At 53.5% G+C, this 20,095-nt stretch carries 13 protein-coding genes, 1 tRNA gene and 2 pseudogenes; 1 reads left to right on the top strand and 15 read right to left on the bottom strand.

The genetic code is table 11. From position 1 onward, the window contains the following. From HPY90_RS11715 to HPY90_RS11650, 14 genes and pseudogenes are all read right to left on the bottom strand, one after another. Positions 1-621 (bottom strand): cation-transporting P-type ATPase (locus HPY90_RS11715; RefSeq protein WP_287194684.1); only part of this gene is annotated, 621 nt, incomplete at its 3' end. A gap of 218 nt (positions 622-839) precedes the next feature. Beyond that, positions 840-915 (bottom strand) — tRNA-Thr (locus HPY90_RS11710). A gap of 39 nt (positions 916-954) precedes the next feature. After that, positions 955-1,200 (bottom strand): hypothetical protein, encoded by a 246-nt coding sequence (locus HPY90_RS11705; protein ID WP_287194682.1) that lies wholly within the window; start codon positions 1,198-1,200, stop codon positions 955-957. A gap of 131 nt (positions 1,201-1,331) precedes the next feature. Next, positions 1,332-2,069, bottom strand: a complete 738-nt coding sequence (locus HPY90_RS11700) for a hypothetical protein (protein WP_287194680.1) — start codon at positions 2,067-2,069, stop codon at positions 1,332-1,334. Between the two features lie 51 nt (positions 2,070-2,120). Continuing rightward, a complete protein-coding gene (locus HPY90_RS11695) occupies positions 2,121-3,668 on the bottom strand; it encodes a PglZ domain-containing protein (RefSeq protein ID WP_287194678.1) in 1,548 nt (515 codons plus the stop codon). Continuing rightward, a complete protein-coding gene (locus HPY90_RS11690; protein ID WP_287194676.1) occupies positions 3,668-6,580 on the bottom strand; it encodes a helicase-related protein in 2,913 nt (970 codons plus the stop codon). Before HPY90_RS11690 ends, HPY90_RS11695 begins: the two co-directional genes overlap by 1 nt. Further along, positions 6,581-9,130 carry a DNA methyltransferase gene (locus HPY90_RS11685; protein ID WP_287194675.1) on the bottom strand — a complete coding sequence of 850 codons (2,550 nt, stop codon included), beginning with the start codon at positions 9,128-9,130 and terminating at the stop codon, positions 6,581-6,583. It lies immediately after the preceding gene. 25 nt (positions 9,131-9,155) lie between these two features. Next, complete coding sequence (locus HPY90_RS11680; RefSeq protein WP_287194674.1) at positions 9,156-12,767, bottom strand: DUF6079 family protein; 3,612 nt, start codon at positions 12,765-12,767, stop codon at positions 9,156-9,158. Continuing rightward, complete coding sequence (brxF, locus tag HPY90_RS11675) at positions 12,760-13,215, bottom strand: BREX-3 system P-loop-containing protein BrxF (RefSeq protein ID WP_287194672.1); 456 nt, start codon at positions 13,213-13,215, stop codon at positions 12,760-12,762. Before brxF ends, HPY90_RS11680 begins: the two co-directional genes overlap by 8 nt. A 25-nt stretch (positions 13,216-13,240) precedes the next feature. Next, positions 13,241-13,759, bottom strand: a complete 519-nt coding sequence (locus HPY90_RS11670) for an AbiJ-NTD4 domain-containing protein (RefSeq protein WP_287194670.1) — start codon at positions 13,757-13,759, stop codon at positions 13,241-13,243. Positions 13,760-14,185: 426 nt separating this feature from the next. Continuing rightward, positions 14,186-14,659, bottom strand: a pseudogene (locus tag HPY90_RS11665) (thermonuclease family protein). Positions 14,660-14,924: 265 nt separating this feature from the next. Next, positions 14,925-15,113 carry a hypothetical protein gene (locus HPY90_RS11660; protein ID WP_287194668.1) on the bottom strand — a complete coding sequence of 63 codons (189 nt, stop codon included), beginning with the start codon at positions 15,111-15,113 and terminating at the stop codon, positions 14,925-14,927. Positions 15,114-15,352: 239 nt separating this feature from the next. Further along, positions 15,353-15,805, bottom strand: coding sequence for a hypothetical protein (locus HPY90_RS11655; protein ID WP_287194666.1), 453 nt, complete (start codon positions 15,803-15,805; stop codon positions 15,353-15,355). A gap of 238 nt (positions 15,806-16,043) precedes the next feature. Next, positions 16,044-17,801 (bottom strand): AIPR family protein, encoded by a 1,758-nt coding sequence (locus HPY90_RS11650; protein ID WP_287194663.1) that lies wholly within the window; start codon positions 17,799-17,801, stop codon positions 16,044-16,046. Between the two features lie 582 nt (positions 17,802-18,383). Between HPY90_RS11650 and HPY90_RS11645 the strand changes: the two are divergent. Next, positions 18,384-18,986, top strand: a pseudogene (locus tag HPY90_RS11645) (transposase); the annotation flags it as partial. Here the strand turns inward: HPY90_RS11645 and HPY90_RS16175 are convergent. Next, entirely contained in the window at positions 18,880-19,521 is a 642-nt protein-coding gene (locus HPY90_RS16175) for a winged helix-turn-helix domain-containing protein (protein ID WP_353733660.1), read from the bottom strand. The pseudogene HPY90_RS11645 and the gene HPY90_RS16175 sit on opposite strands and share 107 nt — an antisense overlap. Positions 19,522-20,095 lie beyond the last annotated feature (574 nt).

Below are 20,095 nucleotides of genomic sequence, written 5' to 3'. Positions count from 1 at the left end.
CAGGTTGACGTTGTTGGTGGCAAGCTCAAAGGCCTGAACGAGGCGGGCGTCCGCCGGAATGCTGTCCCCTTCCTCCAGGAGGATCACGTCCCCGGGAACCAGTTCTGCGGCATCAAGCTCCAGCTCTTTCCCCTCGCGGTAGACCCGCGCCTTCACGGGGACCAGCTTGTTCAGAGCCTCTGTTGCCCGCTCCGCCCGGTACTCCTGAATAAAGCCAACCAGGGCATTGAGGACGACCACCCCCAGGATGGCAAGGGACAGGTGCAGGTCCCCCGGGTTGCGTCCAAGGAGATAGACCGCAAAGGTGATGCCTGCCGCAATAATAAGAAGGACGGCGAAGAGATCCGTAAACTGCAAAAAGAAGCGCGCCAAAAGAGGGCGCCGCCGCGCCCTCTGCAGCTTATTCCAACCGAAACGCGCCCGGCGCCTGGCAACTTCCTCCTGCTGAAGCCCCCCGGGCGAGGTCCCCAAAGCCCCGTACACTTCGAGGGGCGGCAGGCGAGGAATCTTCTTCGCATCTTCAGGCAAAAAGGGCCGGTCTCCCAAACTCGAACCCCCTCTAAGGCGCCGGTCATCCCTGAGTGCCAAACTTTCCCGGGCCAGAGTTCTTCTTCCCTTCAACCTGCTCCTCAGAATTTTCTAGCCGTTACATTTAAAGTCTTCCCTCGCCTTTCTTTGAAAATTCACCGGCACCCTCCAGAAGCCGCGGCAAAATCCGGCGCAGGCCCAGGTTCCTGCTGCAGCCCTGCCGCCCCTCCTGCTCTTTGCAGCCAACCGGGCCTAACCCGGTTGAAGAGAAAATCAAAAGGAGAGGGCGAACTCTCTCCTATGACATCAGGTGGAGCCCACAACCGGGATCGAACCGGTGACCTCCGCCTTACCAAGGCGACGCTCTACCTACTGAGCTATGTGGGCGTGGTTGCGGGGAGCGGATTCGTACCGGCAACCTTTGGGTTATGAGCCCGACGATGAAGTTCCGGGATTAATCACCTGGTCCTTCGCCAATCCCCGCGATCCCAAGGGCTCTCGTGATTCTTCCGGCGTTCTCTCTACGGGCCGGGAAAGCTCTTCTTTCAACAACTCCAGTTCTTCCTCATCCCGGGCGCGTTCCCATGCCATCAGCCTTTCTAAAGCAGCCACGCGCGCCTCCAGTTCCTCAATTCTTTGCTCCAGCGTGCACATCCTGAATGAAACCGCCAATACCTCCCCTTAACCCTAATTTGGAAGGATAGGAACAACTACCAGAGACTAAAATATGATAGTTCCGGCCACGAAAATCAGACAAATTCTGCCTGATTTTATCAAACACCTGAAGTACAGGAAATCGGCCGCTACGGCTGCAAGCGCATAGAATACATCGTGAGGTAATCATCCGCCATCCGGTGCTGGTAATCCCACACCTGGCCGTTATATTTCTGCGCTACTATCCGAAGGTCCGGTAGGTCAAAAAAGTTAAACACGGCTCGCGGGAGGTTATTTAAAGAGATTTGCGGTGCACCCAGGATCTCCGTAGCGAAGAGCTGAAGCATAATCCGGGCCTGTTCCGAGCTAATCGGCAACCTCCTATACAAGACCAGCCGGCCGTCCAGCCTGGTTACAACGCCGAAATGTTCGAGAGTCTGGATAAAGGCCCCGGCAGAACGAACCACCACATCCCGTTCACCAAAACTTTCTACCATCTTTGCCTTGAGAAACCTCACCTTGATCTCGCTACCATAATCGTAAAGCCGGAAAATATGGTCGGATATCCTTCTTAACACCTCGGTTCGAGCTACCAGGTAAAAAAGGTAAATCGGCGTCATGAAGGCTAGGCCGTGCTGCAGGCTCAACTCCTTCAATGCCAGGTTTTTCCTTACCTGTCCCCTGTTTTGCTCATCGCGCAAGAAGCAGCGAAAAAGGACGGTACGAACCTTGCGCTTGCCTTCCCGACCTGTTAATTCCCGCGCTATCTGCTCAAAGGGTACGTTTAATTCCGCCAGCCGCTGGCCAGGCCTGGCCAAAAGCAGGCTTTCGTAGATCCAGCGCGGCCTCAGCGGCCTATCAAAGCCGATTACAGTGCTCCTTATCAACTGCTTTCCTCCCATCAAAACCAAATACACGGCCATGCCCCTTCACCAGGTTTACATCTGCACTTCGACGAAGGGGACAATCATTTCTTCTATGTGGATGCCACCGTGACTGATCGCCGTCTCCCCCTTTGTCCCAAACATCTCCCGGCCGGGCGGAAAGACGGCCACCGCATCTCCAAAAAGACTGCTGTTTTCGTAGACCAGCAGGTTTTTTTCCGCCGCAAAATCCTTTGCCAGGAGCTTGTTGGGGAACAGCAGCGCCCGCCTGGCCCTCTCTTCAACCAGCCACCTATTGGCATGGTGGCCGTTGCCCCGGCACCATACCGACCCGTGATCAGAAGCCAGGTAGACCCGATATCCTTCCTCCAGTAACCTCTGTACCATTTCAGCAAACCCGGATCCTTCCAGGTGCATCATAAGGTTCTTCTGCATCAGTTCCTTGCTCTCCTGCACGCTCACGGCGGCGTGGGCTAGGTCGTCCACCAGGTTACAGGACAGGGCGAGGAAGTCAAAATCCAGGTATTCCTGCCGCCACCTGCCATCTATGTTCATGAACACCCCCGCCGACCGGCGCTCCCCTTCCGGCCATTTCTCCCGGACAAACTGTAAAAAGCCCCTTTCTTCTCCCACGCAGTCCCCCAGAGCAGGCCGGCCACAAAACAGGGCGCGCCGGGAGACCCGGGTCACGGTGGGCAGCAGGGCGAAAACAGCCGTGACGTTAAAGCTGTCTATCCCGCGACCGGCCAGATATTGTTTTAGGCAGCACCATTCCTGAAACCCCATGCCGTCCATACAGATCAAGACTTTCTTTGAGGCCGGCTGGTAGCTCAAAAAGGGCAAAATCCTGTCAATGGTAGCCGGCCTGCTAAGATAGCCTTGGTAGAAGAGCTCGTGGTAACTACCCAGAATATATTCAGTAAACATTTCGCTAATCCGCCGGTCCAGGGCATTTATCTCCGACGATTCCATCCCTCCCTGGCAGCACCAGTAAGATAGTTCCCCCCACACGGGGGCTACGGCCCGCCAGTCAACCGGGTGGCGCGCCAGGAGTTCTTCGATTTCCAGGGACAGGGCCTGGCAACGGTGCCTAATCCCATCTTGCTCTTCGCTCTGGGGTCTAACTCCGATGGCCAGACCTAAATCATCATGACTCGTCGCCACTGCCGGCCCGGCCAGCCACCTAGTCAGTAAATCTCTGGTTTCCTCAACGCCCAGGTGCTGGAGCAAATTTTCCACCTGCTTGTAAGCCTCAAAAACCCGCTGGTACTGCTCCCCCGGCAAATCTGCCAGTGCAGACGGACGCAGCTTAGGAAAAATATCCTTAAGCTGCCAGGTAATTACGTCCGACCTGGTCTCAACATCGTAGGGCAGGTGGCCGTGCTCCGGGTGCTTAAAAATAAGTATGCGCTGGCCGGCATTCTCCTTGAGGAAACGCCGCAAAGGCAGCTCCCCCTTGTAGTCGTGAAGGGCAAAAGTATCCGCCAGCGCCGCCCGCAGCTCAGGCAACCGGCCGAGGCGGTCATGGTCAACGACCACGATCACGTCGTGGTAGGATCGCTTTATCTTATTGACCAGCTTGGCGTACCACTTCTCGTCCATTACGTAAACTCCACGTAGGCAACTTGCTCTAGGCTTAGGCTGGGCACCAGTTGCCGGCAGCGCATCCACTCCTGCCGCCTAGCCTTCCGATCCTCTTCCAGCTCTTTTTTCTTGGCTGCGCGGATATTGTCCACGGCGATCCTCTCGATGGCGAGCTCCCGGTCGCGGTAGTACTTCTCAAACTTTTCCTCCTCATCCCGCAGCCTCTTCTCCAAACGTTCCTTTGCTTGAAAGAACAGGACCTCCGCTTCCTGTTGCACTGCCCTCCGGGCCAGTTGCCAGGCCTCCTTCAGATCGTAGGGCATATCTCCGGCTACCAGGTCGGTGCAGTTAAGCCGCTCGCAATCCAGAAAATAACGGGATATCCTGCTGTTCACCCGCCCTCTGCCCCCGGTAAAGCTCACGTAACAGGGCACCAGATGGTGCACGGCGGGGTCCAGATAGTTGGTGAGGGTCAGCCGGTAGATGAACAAAAACCCCTTTTCCCCGCTGAACTTGCTTTCGCGTACCAGCAGCCTGGCCGTTGTATCCTCCCGCAAAGCATCCTCCAGGTCGGATAGCAGTTCCACCATATATGGGTGCTGGAAGCTCAAAAGCTCGCTCCCCTCATTATCCAGGGCGTATTTCTGCTGGAAGATTACGTTATACACGCGCCTGCCGCTCCTGGGGTCCTGGAAGTAATAAACGCCTTCCCTCTGCTTGTACGGGTGCAGGCTGGCGCCGTAAACCTGCAGGTACTGCTCTACCAGCCTTTGCGCCTTCTCGGCTCTCCTTTCCAAATCTCGCTGCGACGCCACGGCATATTCCTTGGCCAAATTGGAGATAGGCAGGGCCAGTCTCTCTTCCTCGACGATTGCCCGAGCCCGCTCGAAAATCTGCCGGGACACCGCCTCAAGATCGGCTGCCTCGCGACCTTGTTTGAGCAGGGCCTCGATATACACCTTCTCAAAATCGAACTCGTCCTGCAAGACACCTATAATATCGGCCAGTTTGTCCTCGCCAGCACAAAACTCCCTGCGGATGATATCAAGCTTGTTTTCGATTACCTCTCGCACCCGGTTCTCTACCGTGTCCGCCAGTTGTAGATTGATCACCTTGACGTCATGTTCCTGGCCGATGCGGTCAACGCGGCCGATGCGCTGCTCCAGGCGCATGGGGTTCCAGGGCAGGTCGTAGTTGATCAAGATATGGCAGAACTGCAGGTTTATGCCCTCGCCGCCAGCATCGGTAGAAATGAGGAACTCCGCCTCGCGGCGGAAGCGCTCCACCTGGGCAATCCGCTCGGCGGTAGACATGGTGCCGTTGATGAGCGCCGTCCGGTAGCCCAGGCTGGTCAGGCGCTCTTGCAGGTAGGCCTGCGTCTCAATAAACTCGGTAAAGATGATGAATTTCAGGCGGGGATTGTTTTCCTGGATTCTCAGCTCATTTATAATGCCCAGCAGCCGGGTAAACTTGGCGTCATTGCGGCCGGCTGTAGCCTGCTCCGCCAGGGCCAGGCATTTTTTCAGGGCCGCGATTTCGGCCGTTAAGGCGGCCGAGACGATCCCGGCCCACCGGGTAGCGCCGGCCCGCGTGAGTTCGGCCAACTGTTCCTCCGCCGTCAGTTCCTGTAGGTCGTCCCAGTCGAGTTCTTCCCAGTCACCCCCCGGCTCCTGATCGGCAGCGCGGCGGCGCAGCTCCTCCAGGGCGGCCAGGCGGGCGGATAAGGACTTCCGGATGGCGCGGGAGCTGCTGCTCACCATGCGCTGGTAAATGAGCAGCAGGAACATCATGGTACGATTGTTCTGCTGCCGGGCCAGTTCGTAGAAAGTAGTTACATAATCGGTCACCGCCCGGTAGAGGTCTAGCTCCACCTTGTCCGCCACCTCATCCCGGTGGATCAGACACAGGGTGGCCACCCGCTGCTTGAAGAGGCGGTTCCCGTGGAAATCAACTACCGCCCGCTTATTGTTGCGCACCGTTACCTTCTTAACGTCTTCAGCCGTCACCGGGCCATCTCCGGAAAACAGGTAGGGGTCAATAAGCCGAAGCAGGTTACGGAACTTGTGCTGGTCCCCCTGATGTGGGGTGGCGCTGAGCAGAAGTACTATGGGCGCCGCTTCGGCCAGGGCCCGGCCTGCCTTGTAGCGAGCCGTTTCCTCGCCGGTCATGTCCTTGGTCAGCTTGTGGGCCTCGTCGAAGATTACCATATCAAACCCGGCGGCGGCTGCGGCCGCGAAAGCCTGCTCGTTGTGCCACCGACGGGCCTGGGCTACGCTCTCGTCCAGGTCGTCGGTAATCCTTCTAGGCTTGATGAAGTCCAGGGAAGTGATCACACGGTCGGCCAGGGTCCAGACGTTGGTCATCTCCCCGTGCAGTTGTTTCAAGGAACGGACAGTGCTTCGGTCGTAAATAACGAACTCTTCACCAAACTTGGTCTTCATTTCCTCCCGCCACTGGAGGCAAAGCCCGGAGGGCGCCACCACCAGCACCCTCTTCACCAAGCCCCTGGCCTTCAACTCTTCATAGATCAGGGCAGCTTCAATAGTCTTGCCCAGGCCAACCTCGTCGGCAATCAGGACCCGGGGCTTGAACTGATCGAGAACAAAGCACACCGCCAGGAGCTGGTGGGGTAGGGGAATAATCTTAAAACCCCCGGCAGCCAGAAGACCTTGTCCGGAGCTTTCCGCCCGGATCTGCTCCACGAGCCAGCGCAACCTAAAGCGGGAAGCCGGGGAAAAGCTCCCTGCCCTGATTTTCGCCACCGGGTCCAGAAACACACCCAGATCAGACAGGGGCAAGGTGCGCCGCTCCCCGGTCTTCTCGAAGAACACGTCCACGTAGACCTGGTCGAAAAACTCCTCGCTCCCCAGGACTACGCCGACTCCCTTTTCCGGGTAGGTGATGCTGTACACCCGTGTCCCGGGTTGCATTTATCCTTCCTCTCCTGTTTTCAGCCTGGCGATTTCCACGAAGTCGTTGATCTCGCTGTTCGTTTCCAAAAGGGCCGGTTCCAGTTTCCTGGCCACGGCCAGAATATCCTCGTAGCGCTTCTCCCGGTAGGCCCTGGTGAAGCCGAAGATGAGCGCCTCCTTGCGCACCCCCTTCAGCCTCTTAACCCCGCTCCTGGCCTCGGCCAAGAGGCGATCAAAGGCTCTGGCCAGTTCCCTTTCCCTCTGGGCTTCGATGGCCTCCTTTTCCTGCTCGGTCTGCGGGCGGCGGTAGCGGCCGTTCTCTAGGACGAAATTGTTGTCCAGAAGCTCCCTCAGTTCCGGGATGGCGTCGTCGCTCTGAGGCAGCAGGATCCGGCTGTAATCCCTGTAGATGTCGTTATAGGTCCGGGGTGTTTCAAGGAAGTTATAAAGCCAGGCCAGGGCCGAGCGCTCGTCGCTCACAAAGGAGATCTGCTGGACGGACTGCACCTCCTTAATGCCCTCCAGCCTCTGCCTTTTCTTCCATTCCTCGTATTCTAAAACCTGCCCGTCGGTGAACCAGTAGCCGTCAATGAGCTTGAAGTTGTCCTTGAGCAGGGTATAGAACTGCCTGGCGTCCAGGCGGATCTCGTAGCCCCGCTGGACGTAATAGGCCAGCATTTTGGAGTAGAGCATCTTCTCAGTGCGACCGACGTTGGGCGCAACGGGGAGGTGCTCCAAAAGGTCGGCCACGAAGTCCCGCTCCAGGCCCGCCCCGGCCCGGCGCAGGAAGTTCTCCTCCAGTTGCTTTTTCGGTTTGTAGGCATTGATGATCAGGTCGTTCTTCACCGCGCCGGCGGAAGTGACCTGCTTGAAAGTGCCCTGCTTCCTGTCCATGACCGTCACCTGGGCAATGACGAAGCCGGCCCTTGTGATGGCCTCCTGGATGGCGTTCCACACCGCCGCCTTGGAATTGTGGAAGACCACGGTCATCCAGCGGTTGGGCTTGAGGATGCGGTACATCTCCTTGAAGCAGGCGGTCATGAGCTCCTTATACTCGGGCAGGCCCTTGCCCTGGGTTTCGTTGATTACAGCCTCGGGTTTGTTGTTGGTGAAAACCCCCAGCCAGGCCTCCCAGAGGAAGTTGAGCTCGGAGTACATCAGGTTAGAGCCAAAGGGGGGGTCGGTGAAGATGTAATCCACTGTCATGGGAGGAATGCTTAGTTGAGACGAAGAGCCAGTGAAAATTAAGCAATTTCTATCAGAAGTAATCTGCCAGGGTTTCGAGCTTAATGTTCTAAGACGGTTAACGTATGAAAATATCGCTGATTTTTCGACATATATAGAAGGTACATATAGCGTCCCTTTTACTCCGCCAGACATGGGGCCGCCCCCACCAAGGAAAAACTTCCTTACATCTACACCAGTTAACTTGCTTATGTCCCGATTTTGCCCCGAGAGCCACAGCCAGCTATTTACTATCCTTGTAAAGCGTGAATAGAAAGCTGCCAGCACCCATAAATTCCTCTTGGTGTAAAAATGGTGCACGTGGGTAAGGCCGTGGGACCGCTTGGGCTGCTCAGTATTATAGCCCTCCGGCATCCGGTCCGTAGGGAACCAGTAGGGGATGGCGCTCTCCTCGATCCTGCGGAGAAGGTCCAGATCGTACTGGTCCGGCTTTTTTTCAAATCTCCTTTTCCCCACGGTGTAGTTGATCAGCACCGGCACCTGTTTGGCCTGGGTGACTTGCTGGCCGATGGCCTGGTCGTAAAAGGTCACCCAGGCCCGCTCGCATTCGCGCTTGGATACTCTGGCGCCGCAGGAGGGGCAGGAATATTCCTTCAGCACTTTTCCCCTGGCCTTATCCACCGCCGCCTCCCAGAAGACGTATTCATTGCCGCAGTAAGGGCAGATGAACACATCAGACCACACGGTATAGTTGATCCGCCCCTTGGTGCAACCGTCGGTGTGGAGGGTCTCGTACATCCAGCCGCATTCCCTTTCCACCTCGGCCAGTATCCTTTTGGCATCCCGCTCGAATTCCGCCACGTCCACTGGGGTGTTGTAATTATAGGCGATAAAGGTGGCGGCTGGCGAGAGGTCGCAGAGGATGGCCCGCCGGCCCAGCAGCTGCGCCGCCACGCCAGTCATGCCGCTGCCGCAGAAGCCGTCAAAGACGATATCGCCCGGTTCGGTGTAGTGCTCGATGTACTTCATGATGGCCTTGTGGGGCACTTTGGTGTGGTAGGAGTGAGCGTTGTAGATTGGGTCGTTCTTCCCCTCGGTCACATCGGCCACAAAGGGCGTGCGCTGGTAGGTGTCGGTTGCCTCGTCGTAGGGTTTTCCGTAGCGCCTGATGAACTCGCCCAGGTAGGGGTTGGGGCAGGCGGTGTAATAGGGCGGATCGGAGAGGGCCAGGATATCCTCGTCCCGGCCCAGGGGAAAGCCCTCTACATTGCGCACCGTATCCAACAACTCCGCCAGGGGCCTGCAGGAGCGGGCGAAGTCATCCTCCTGCTCCAGCGCTGGAGCCTTTTTTGTTTCAAATAGCTTCCTGTTCACGTATTCCATCCCTGCACCCTCCGTTTTTCTTGAATCAGGCATCGCCACCAGCCAGCTTGATGCGTACCTTGTCCAGGTCGTGGCCGGCCACCAGCTTTTGCTTCCAGGCGTTCAGCTTCCGCTCAAAGGTGAAGTAGTCCATCACCTGAGCACCGGCAAACACCGCTTCCAGCAACTCCCGCGGGCTGACCTCCACCGAAACCAGCTCTTTAAAGAGGTTGTTCAGGGCTATGATCAGGTCTTCGGTAACCACCGGCGGCAGTTTTCCGGCCTTCATTAACTGCAGAACCACTTCCCTTTCCCCGGCCTCCAGGTAGTCCAGGTTATCCCGGTAATTGTTCACCTCGGCCAGGACGGCACCTTCCCACTCCCGGTAGATGCCCTCGACCTCATCTTCCAGGAAGGCGATCCGCTGGTCAATGTTTCTACTGCTAAAACCTTTAGGGAAATTGCAATGCGGGCACAGAGGACTTTTCTCGATGAGTTCTACCTTGAACCCGGCGCAGCGCTGGTTGGCAAGCACAGAGATTTCGTTTTCCAGCCTGGCGAGGGGGTACTTATTCAAGACGGTCACGTTTTTCAGCAGGAGCAGGTTTTGCCAGGTCTGGCCGGCGGTTAATTCCTGGAGTTTGTTCCAGCCAACCCTCTCGCCTACATACCTTTCGTGGGCCGTGTAGTAGGCGGCCACGTATTTCTGGCGGACCTGCTGCAGCTTCCCCAAAAGCGGCAGCAACTCGGCCCGGTTCAGGAGGCGATCGGCATCGGCCAGAATGGCGAAGGATTCCCGGAGGAATTCCTTCAGTCCGTTGGTCAGAAATAGATCTGAGTATTCCTCAACAACCTTTTTGACCTCCCGGGCATACTCCACTTCTTTCTCCAACTGACCTGTGTACATCGTGTAGAAATAATGCAGGTCCTGCAGGTTCCGGTAGGCCTCGCGGATCTTTTGTATGGTGGAATCGTCATAGACGACCTTCTTAAAGTCGTTGGGTGTCTTAACCTGCTCAAAGCTGCCCAGGGGAATGTCCTGGAGATTCTGGTGATACCGTTTCAGCCCATCAATATCAATCAGACCGGCGTCATTCAAGGCCAGAGCTTCCAGCTTCTTCTGAACGAAATCCATCTGTTCCTTGATCTCCAGGTAGCGGGTGCGGAAATCCTGTACCGCCTCACCGCGCCTGGCGGTGACGCGCATTTTCGCTGCAATACCGGGATCTATACCAATGGCCTGCATGAGGTTGATCACCGGCTGGGGGTTGAAGTCGCTTTCTATAGCCAGGTACTTGATGCTCTCGAAAGCTTCCAGGCCTGCCGCAAAGGTATCGTATACCTCGGAGGAACCGATCAGCGTACCGCCGGCGGCCCTGAGGGTGATCTCCCCGTTATAAGTTAAAATGATCATGATGAAGGCAGTCATCCAGCGGTCGTAGCCGTAGGGGGGCTCCCGGAAGCGGTTGAGGATGTCCTCCACCGCTACGACTTTTCCTGCGGCGGCCCTGGCCGTTTCCAGGATCTCCACTGCCACCTCGGAAGTTGCGGTGGATAGGTTGCCCCGGGCATCCAGCAGGTCCAGGGCATTAAGAATCGATTTGGTGCCGGAAAAGACGGACTGGATGTTGCCCTTGCCGAGTATCTCCTTAACAGCCGCCCCGAACTCGCCTTTAATATTGTCGCGGGTGATGAGTTGGGTGAACCTGGGGTGCTTGGGATATTTCTGGGTGAAATAGTCCTCGAACAGCTGCGGTTTGATCTCGGTGAAGAGCTCGTCAAAATTGCCGAACTCCCGGGCAATCAGGGCCTTGATGCCCTTTTGGGTCTTGCCGTTGTCCACCTGGCCAGTCTCCAGCCAGGCCCGCACAAACATTTCTACGAACTCTTTTTTCAGTATATGATACTTTTTCTCCATGATGCTGCGCTGGTAGTTTTCCCTGGCCAGAAGGTGGGCGGCGGCGGCCAGCTTTAGCTGCTCCACGGCGTCGGAGGGGAGAGAGCCGCTGATCACCGCGCAGTTTTCGGCTGGCGGGTAGCGGTTCCCGGCGCAAAAGGGAGAGACGAAAACAACCCGGTAGTCGCCGTCGGCCTGGACCACATCGCCTTTCCCTGTCTCATAGATGAAGACACCTTCACGGAAGGAGCGGCGGCTGGCCCAGGGGCAACTGTCGCGGAAAGCATAACGTGCCGGGCCGTCCTCCAGGAGGAGCTGCTCCTTCAGGATGGCCAGGATCTCCTCATCCAGGCTGCTCTCCGGCAGGTTTTCGGCACGCCGCCGGATCACCTGGTCGTAATCAACGGTCAGGTCAAGGTCCAGGAAATAGTAGCCGTCCTGGGTCACGTTGATAAACTGCCCGTCGGTAACTTTGCGGAAGTTCTTCAGCACCAGGGAAATCTCGTCGGCAGCTTCCATTAACCTGTTGCCAGGCAGGATGAGGAGGGTATTGGCCAGTTCTTCGGCGGTGGCCCCGTTGTTGATGCTTTTGCCATACAGCTGGAGCACGGCCAGGGCTTTGACGATCTTGCGGGCTGTATCCCGGTGACGGGGGTCTAAAAGATCCACCTTGCTCTCCAGGGTCTGAATGGCGTTGACCACGGGGGAAACAGTTTCCAGATGCTTGACGGTATGCTTGGATGCGATTTCATCGTAAATCCGGTCGTAGGTAATCAAGCAGGGGAAGTCACGGTCCAGTATTTGCTCTACCTCCTGGATGGTAAACTGGATCACCCCCCGCTTTTCGAAATAGGGCAACTCGCTGAAGATCTGGAGCACATAGGGGTGAAGGGGGAAAAGGTCAATATACTCGTCCAGGCCGGCCTGGAGGTGCGGGAAATATCGCAGGTACTCCTTGAACAACTCCTCCAGCCGCAACCTCTGTTCGGCTGTCTTGTTAAGAACTCGCCTGGCAATTACCCGCTTGATATCTTCGCGCTTGATAGTGATGACCTGGAACCGCTCGGCCACCCGGCCAAAGCTTTCCGCTTCATCCACATACTTGGGGTTGGTAAAAATATGCTCCTGCATGGCGCCGATAAACATGAAGTCGCAGGCCTGAGCCGCCTGGCCCAGCACGCGCAGGAACTGGACATCGTGGTTAAGCTTTTCTTTGGACTTTAGCTTTAAGAAATCGGAAATCTCGTCTATTACCACCACCAGGCCCCGGGCGGGATTGTCCTCTTTTACCCTTTCGAGCACCTGGAGGATGGTCTTTTTGTGATCTATTACGCCAGAAGTAGGGAGACTAACGGCAATACCGTATTTCTCTGCTAATTGAATCTCCAGTTGGTCGTAGAAGTACTCACTCAAGCTTACATCATTCGGCTGCAGCTCCCAGTGGATTACTGCGAAATCCCGCTTCAGATCCTCAACGGCCTGCCTCACCCGCTCGTTTTGCACGTACTGGGCCAGCTTTGGTTCGGTCAGCAGGGAAATAATGAAGGCCAGGAGGTGCGATTTACCTGAACCGTAACCGCCGATGATCTGGGCGGCTTTATGGGTGCCGAAATTAAGGTCCAGGAACAGGTGGACCAGGTATTCTTCCAGGGATGGGGAAATAAGATAATTCTCCACCATTGCCTTTTTATCGGTTATGGCGTCTATGTCAATTACTTCCTTGATCCTTTCAAAGTTGAACAGTTCGCCTACCTTAACCATCGATATCCTCCATTCTGGCATGGATTACCTCGCTAACATCCATCTCCGTATAGTCAGGCCGCCCGTACTGGGAATACTGGATGCGGTTACCAGCTAGGTGGCCCTCCAGGAGAACGATGATCTCTTTTTCCCGCGACTTGTACTTAAACGCGCCTACCGGGTTGAGCCTGCCCAATTCCGGGGAGTACAGGATATTGGTGTTGTAGAGAATGAGCCGGTCAGGCAAGGATTGGAACCACTCTTTCAGCTTCCCACCAATCCGTACCTTTACCTTATTTTCAGGAATGCCTTCAACAAGCTTAAGTACAGCTTCGGTCACATCAACGGGAGCCCAGCCTTCCTCTTGCAAGGCTTCGATAATTCTTTCCGGCTGGTGCCCGTTGTCCACGATCACCAGCATCTTATAGTAGTTGGTCTGCATTTGCCTGATCAGGTCCTTTAGCTTCACTAAAATCACCCTCTCGATCAGTTAGCTAACGGTTATATTTCTCAAGTCCCACCAAGTTCAATTTCTTCCTGGCAGATTCGAGCAGTTCATCAAGTCCTAGCTCACCCGTTTGAAACAGAGAAATCCCTGTAAGTTCTTGACGCAATACCTCGGGCCCTAAGCGAATCACATTGCCGTAAGGATCGATTTCGTAAGCTATTCCATTGCGAGCAAAGATTGTATTAATTTCATCCCGAAAATATTCTTGTCCCATTTCAACATCGAACCGGAGAAGATGGGAATGCCTGAAGTAATCATGGGGCTCTCTTCGAGTAGGCCATGCAATATTACGGTAACAAAACTCTAAAAGGTCCAAGACTACAGGCGTGGAAGGGATTCTCTCAGGATCCAAAGGCCACTCCAGGCCTGGTATGTGACTTCTAGCTGCTTGTACAAACAGTTCTTCGTCGCATCCTGTTACGGCCTCTTGGTAATCATTGCAATCCTTCCTTGGAAACTTAAAGGCAAATGCGTTTTCCGAGAATAGACCTAATAATACTTGCAATGCCTCCCCACGCCTCTTGCGTTATTTCTTCCTTAACGCGAGGCTGCGGGCCGAATTCGCGGTCGCTAAAATAATTTAAGGACACCTCGACCACCCCCTCTTTTCTCGTAAAACTTCACGGGCTGCCAACCTTGGCACGTTTCGCAGCCTGACGATTTCCTCCTTCCGTATCTCGAAGAAGACTCGGTTCGCCAAGCTCTCTTTGGTGCTCGCTCCCCGGCCAAGCAAGAATGATTCTTGAGCCTGCTTTCAGTCGAGGTTGCATAGGAGAATGTATTTCCCCGGCCGGGACAAGTGCATAGGACAGGAGCCTGTATGCCTACGGCACCACCCAGATATTTGTCCGGGTAGTGAAACCAGGGTAAAAAGCAAAGCTTTCAGACAAAAACCGATCCTGTTCGCTTACTCCCCTCCCGCCAGGGAAAATCACTCCTGAAGCTTTCCAACTTCCCTGCTCCAGAGGCCCTTGCCGGCGTCCCGGGCCTCGCGCTGGAGCTTCACGAACAGGTCGGCGTACTTCACGTTTGGCGGGACGGTCATCACCTGTGCGTAGCCGTCGAGGAGCAACCGGGCGTTGAACATCTTCGCCCGGATCTCGGCCTCAGAGCCGCTCTCGGGAGGCTCCAGTCAGACGTAGGCGAGCAGCCTCCCGTACTTGTCCCGCTGCTGCACGTCAAGCTCGAGGTAAACCTTCCTCCCGGCGAGGTTCCGCGCGGTGTAGGCCGCGGCCTCCTTCCCGTAGGGCTCTATTTGCGTGGTGCTCTCCGGGGTGTCAACCCCGATGAAGCGGACCTTCTCGGATCTCCCGCCTTCGTTTACGTAAACTGTATCCCCGTCGACGGCCCTGGCAACGGCCGCAGTGATTAGCTTTACTTCCGGCTTTGCAGGATCTGAAGGCACTGTGCTGGGCTGCTCGGGCGCCGGAGGCGAGGCGGTCTGAGTCCTGGCGACTGTACGCCTTCTTGCGCCTGCTCCTGCCTGCTTGACGCTGAAGGCGCTTAACCCCTCTTGAAGGCCGCCGCACCCCGCAGAAAACAGGACGAAAGCGAAAAAGAAAAGCACCGATGCGAAAGACAACGCGGATCTCCGCAATGCCTCTCTTGCACTCACACCAAAAACCCCTCTAAAAAATGACTGGAAAGACGGCATGAAACGGAAGGGCCCCCTAAGCTCCCGCGCAGGGATGCGGCTTATCTTCGGGCCAGTTCGGAGATACGTTACACTCCCACAGCTTGGTTTTTGGGGCGGCTTCCTTCAGCCGCTCACAGGCCGCGATAAAGCTTTCGACAGCGGCAGGGTCAAGAGGCAAGGGCGTATTTTTAACGGCGAGGAAGCCTTCCACCACCCCGTCCACACTGCGCCACCTGAAGTTTCCTGAAAAGACTCAGTCCAGCCTCTCTGCAAATGCCATTTCCAACCTCAAAGCTCTGCCCCGTCTTTTTACCGCTGCTAAGCGGTAGTTTCTCACGAGGAAAGATATCCTGTCCTTGCCGAGCCTTACCTCGGACCTATACGAGAGGCAGGCTTTGAGATAACCGAAAACAGCCCTTGCTAGATTTTCGAGGCCTGCACTCCCAACACATCAATTAGGACTTAAAAAGACACTTCAATCGGCATGCCCTGGTCAATCCATGCATAAGCATGTAATTTGTTGGCATCGACATCATTGAGAACACTCCGCAAAATAGATTCGTTCTTGAGGCGATTCTCGTATTCCAGCTGATCGTCTTCTTCCTGACCTTCGTTCTCGTCCCACTCATCCGTCATAGTGTCTGTGTTCAGAGTAAGCCATAGTGAAGCAAAGAGCATTGATTTTCCCCCAAATCCTTTTACGAGGGCACGATATACGGCTGGATGTTCGCGCAATATCAACGTTTTGAGTGCTTCCTCAAGGAGTTCTCTTTCTGGTGCCGCCCAATCAGGTTCAAAGCTATCACCCACGAGTTGTGCAATTCTAAAGGGATTAATACCTACTGCGTCAGCCCAGTCAACCAACTCGCTCGACGGGTATTCATCCCAAGCGAAATAGCAAAACTCTCGGTACATGACTCCTAAGCACAATAGGCGCACAAGCACAAGACATCTTTCCAGTTCGTCTTTGTATTTGGTTAATCCGTGGGGATCAAGAACTTCCCATGATTTTTTTTGCCCACTCTATTTCGTCACCATTGACCCATACGCCAAAAGTAAACCTTATTATTAACACGAGTTATTATTAACACGAGTTGCTGGCTTCCGACACTGGATAGTACGTGCTTTTTTCAATACCCTGAGTAAAATTCATCTATTGGCTTAGCTTAACTCTACTACAAAAATTCCTGTAGACCTCAGAATTTGCCATTTTTGTCGCTTCAACCATATTTCTAAATGTCATGATTGAGCTAGTTACTTTTTCTGTACTCTTGAGGCCATTCTTGACAGCATCATTCAAACAATGACAAAATGGAATTGTAGCGTCGATAATAGGAACCCATAATTCTGTTGCTTCACGTGGAGATATTCTGGTATTAAAGGATAGAGAGAATAAATTTGGAATAGCTCGACCAAGAACAGTTTCTAAACACTTAGCTACTGCTGCCACAAGTACAAACGTAGCGCCTCTATTACGGAGAAAGTCAAGTTGCTGTTTTTCTAACTCGGTTAGTTGAAATCCGTTTTGTTCTTTTTCTCTTAGCTTCAACTTTTTATCTTCAATACAGCGGAGCAATGAATAGACAAATACAATATGCTCGGCATGAGTTTGCTCGTTAAAATATTTAGGATACAACCTATCCCAAATTTCCGATTTGCTATTATAAGCGGTAACAGGATCTTGGTGGAATGCCGCCAAAGCTTGAGCTGCTGTATTCGACGGAATCAAATTTTGGGGTCGTGAGATAGAATCTTGTTCACCGCCCCTACGTCCACCAAGATAAGTAGCATTTGGTATATGTTGAAACTCCTCTCGAAGTCGCTTCTGAACAGGATCGTTACTTCTAAAGTCCGATGCAGTAATTTTATTTTGGCTATTATTATACTGAATGATATTTTGAATGGTTTCTTGATTGCTACATTTAACAAAGCGTGCAGGAACCATCGCTTTCTCACTAGGTCGGGTGTTTAACGAACCAATTGCTCCAGTAGTTTGTGCACCGTTAACTATAGAAAGTCCTTCAATTACTAGTATAGTTCGATCATCATCAACGCGGGTATAAAAGTTATTTACCAACCCAGTTAATCCGTTATTAAACGCCCAAAAACGACCAGGATCGTTCTCTGCAGTAATTTTGATCCCATAATTTATATTACTATCGCTGCGTCGGCTGCCTAAATAATCGCGAATATTTGCTGAAAATAGCTGAGCTCCGAAATTCTGATAAATATCATACAACCAACACGCATGGACAGAAGTAACATACGCGCTCCAATCTTCTCCTTGAATTTCATAACCGCCGTACACCGGGATTTCAAACTTTTGAGTGACAAGGATAGGAGTCAAAGAAGCTTTATACCATTCTTCTAGGGTAGTTCTTCCAACTTCAACCGCATTCACCTCCTCTATACCACAATCCGGAAATTTGTTCTTTAAGAAGGATCTTGCGGCTGATTCAACTGCACTTAATTCGCGAGAAACATTTTCAGATTCATTTAAGTTATGAACGTACCAAAAGTATAGGATTCTAATAGTTTGGCTCTCAAGAGCGGTATGTAGTTCTTGCGCAGCAGAACGAAGACGTTCTGGTAAATCATCAATGCTTTGGTTCAATAACCAAGATGCAGCAATATTTAGATCTGCGGCTTTATTTGACGGAGCAGTTCTCTCATCAATCTCTTGAGCCTCGTAAGCCTGTGCAATAACAGCAAATCCCTCATCTTTGTCAATATAAATAAGATCACATTTTTTATCATCAGAACCATCTGTTAAACAATTAGCAGCAATAGAATGGATATCATCGACTCGGAATTTTACCTGTAATGCAAATAGTAATCTCCTATTTTTACCATAACGTTCTAAGTCTGTTCGAGTACGTAACGTAACCTCATGCGATAATTCACCTGCCACCCCACCGGTCACCCCCTATTTCTTGCACTCTCTTAATTTAAAACTAAACTAAGACCTAAATTCAACGCTACTGAATATCCCCTGGCAATCAGTCAATCTTCCTCGTTTATGTTAGGGTACAATTACGGATGGTGTAAACAACTGCCCTGGTTTCTTTTACACTATTCGCCAAAAAATAGGTTTTTCCTCTCGAGATTTCCAGGAACAAAGGACGGCTTTGACCGGCAGGATCAGGAACAAATTAATCAAATTAATTGAGTGAAAATGGCTAAATTAACCTCCTACCCAATCCCCGGCTTCGTTGTATATTGAGAGATCTGGAATATCCTCAGGCGTTCCAGATAGAAACGCAGCACGGCCTTAGAACGTCTTTTGTGCTCCATATCGTAGCTCCTCATGACAATTTCCGGGAGCATTAAAATCCTCTATCAATTTTATGGTTGCTCCGTGGCGCTACGGACAGTAATGCTCCGATCGATCGGGTATTATCAGCCCGGAACGCTAGCAACCCGGGTGAATAATCCTGCATAAAATTTTTTCTTCGCCCAGGAAAAGTCAACCAGGATGGCGAATACTTAAAGCATGAAAAAGTTTAAAGATTACCAACCAGACCAAATGTTTCTGTTTCCCCCATCGCCGAGAGACTGGCTTCCCCCGGATCACCCCGTTTACTTCATTGATGAGGTGGTGAACCAGCTCGACCTTTCCGCCATCCTGAACGATTACAAGGAACCAAAGGGGCAACCCCCTTACAACCCAGTCATGATGGTGAAGGTCCTGCTCTACGGTTACTGGCGGGGTATCCGCTCCTCGAGGAAGCTGGAGAGGGCGCTCTATGAAGATGTGGGCTTCAGGGTCCTCTCTGCCAACCAGCAGCCTGACTTCTGGACCATTGCCGCCTTCCGGCGCAGGCACCACCACGCCTTAGGGGAACTCTTCGTCCAGACCGTGAGGCTGGCTCAAAAGGCAGGGCTGGTTAGGCTCAACCACGTGGCCGTAGACGGCACCAAGATCAAAGCAAACGCTTCCAGGCACAGCGCCATGAGTTATGAGTATATGCTCAAGGAAGAGGAACGGCTCAAAAGGGAAATTGAGCAGTACCTTCGGAAGGCAGAAGAAACGGATGCAGCCGAAGACCGCAAGTTCGGGAAGCAGTGCCGGGGAGATGAACTCCCTGAGCACTTAAGACTCTTTGCGCGGCCTCCCGCACAGAACCGCCATACCCCATCCTAACGAGCAGTTCCAAAACCAACCGCTCAAAAAACTCCGGAGAACAGCTCTTTACGCGCTCAAGAAGATCCTGAGCCAGTTCGCGAGTCAGGTCCCGGAAGGCCGCCTCAAGGCGCTCCTCTGGGGGCAAGGCCTCCTCGGACAGCAGTTCCTTCCCAGCTTCCCTGGTCTCTCCCAGACCGCGGAACTCAAGAAATTCAGGAAATCTTTCCAGGTACTTTATGTCCAAGTGGGAAGGGTTCTCCCTCAAGGTTTCAAGGCCCCGCTCTGTGATCCGAAATTTACCCCACCCAGTACCCTCTAAGAGCCCCGCTTTTCTCAGGTGCGTCAGTGCCCAGCCAATTCTGTTGCGGAACCGGGTCTGCCTCCCGCTCGGGAAAAGGTCTTTTACTTCTTCTTCGCTCAACCCAAACTGCTCCACCAAAGCACCCTGGCATTCGCTCACGCTATGCTCTTGTCCGTCACCGGCAATCCTGAGAAGCGGCAACATGAGGGACTGAAAATCAGGGACTGCCATCTATGTTCTTCTCCCCCTGCTTAGAATTTCACGCTTTAAGTCTCGTCCCCTTTTTCACGGTCTGCACAACCAACACAATGTCTCGTAACTATAACCTGTATACCCCCCACCCCTGAAGCAGAACAGGTTGAAGTTAATCCAAATAAAAACACCACCACCCGCTTTCGCGTTTATCCGCGAAAAGCCTGGAAACCTCTCTACCTCTGGCTGTGTACATTCCTCGCACCAGCTCCGCCTTCTCCCCCTGACCGAGGACGCGTACACACTTTTTCCCCTTTTTGGCATATCCAACGCCTCCCTTCACACGTAGAATCCTCTTGTGGTTGAAAAGCCTTTGACAGTTCCGCTACCTCTAAAAACTTGAAGCTACAACCCACACAACCTACAGCAAAATTCGCAGAAAAGAGATAGATTTCATGAAACAACATAAACCAGCGCGCCTTTTCCCTGGTATTCCGGCGGAATCTCGCCGAGTGGCCAGCCAGGTTTAGTGGTCTCAAGGTAGAAGTACTTGACCCCATCCTTCTGGTAATAGCTTCCCCAGCAG

This window comes from Syntrophothermus sp., from assembly GCF_013314835.1.
In the GTDB taxonomy this organism is placed as follows: Bacteria; Bacillota; Syntrophomonadia; order Syntrophomonadales; family Syntrophothermaceae; genus Syntrophothermus; species Syntrophothermus lipocalidus.
This window is presented reverse-complemented; position numbering and strand designations above follow the sequence as displayed.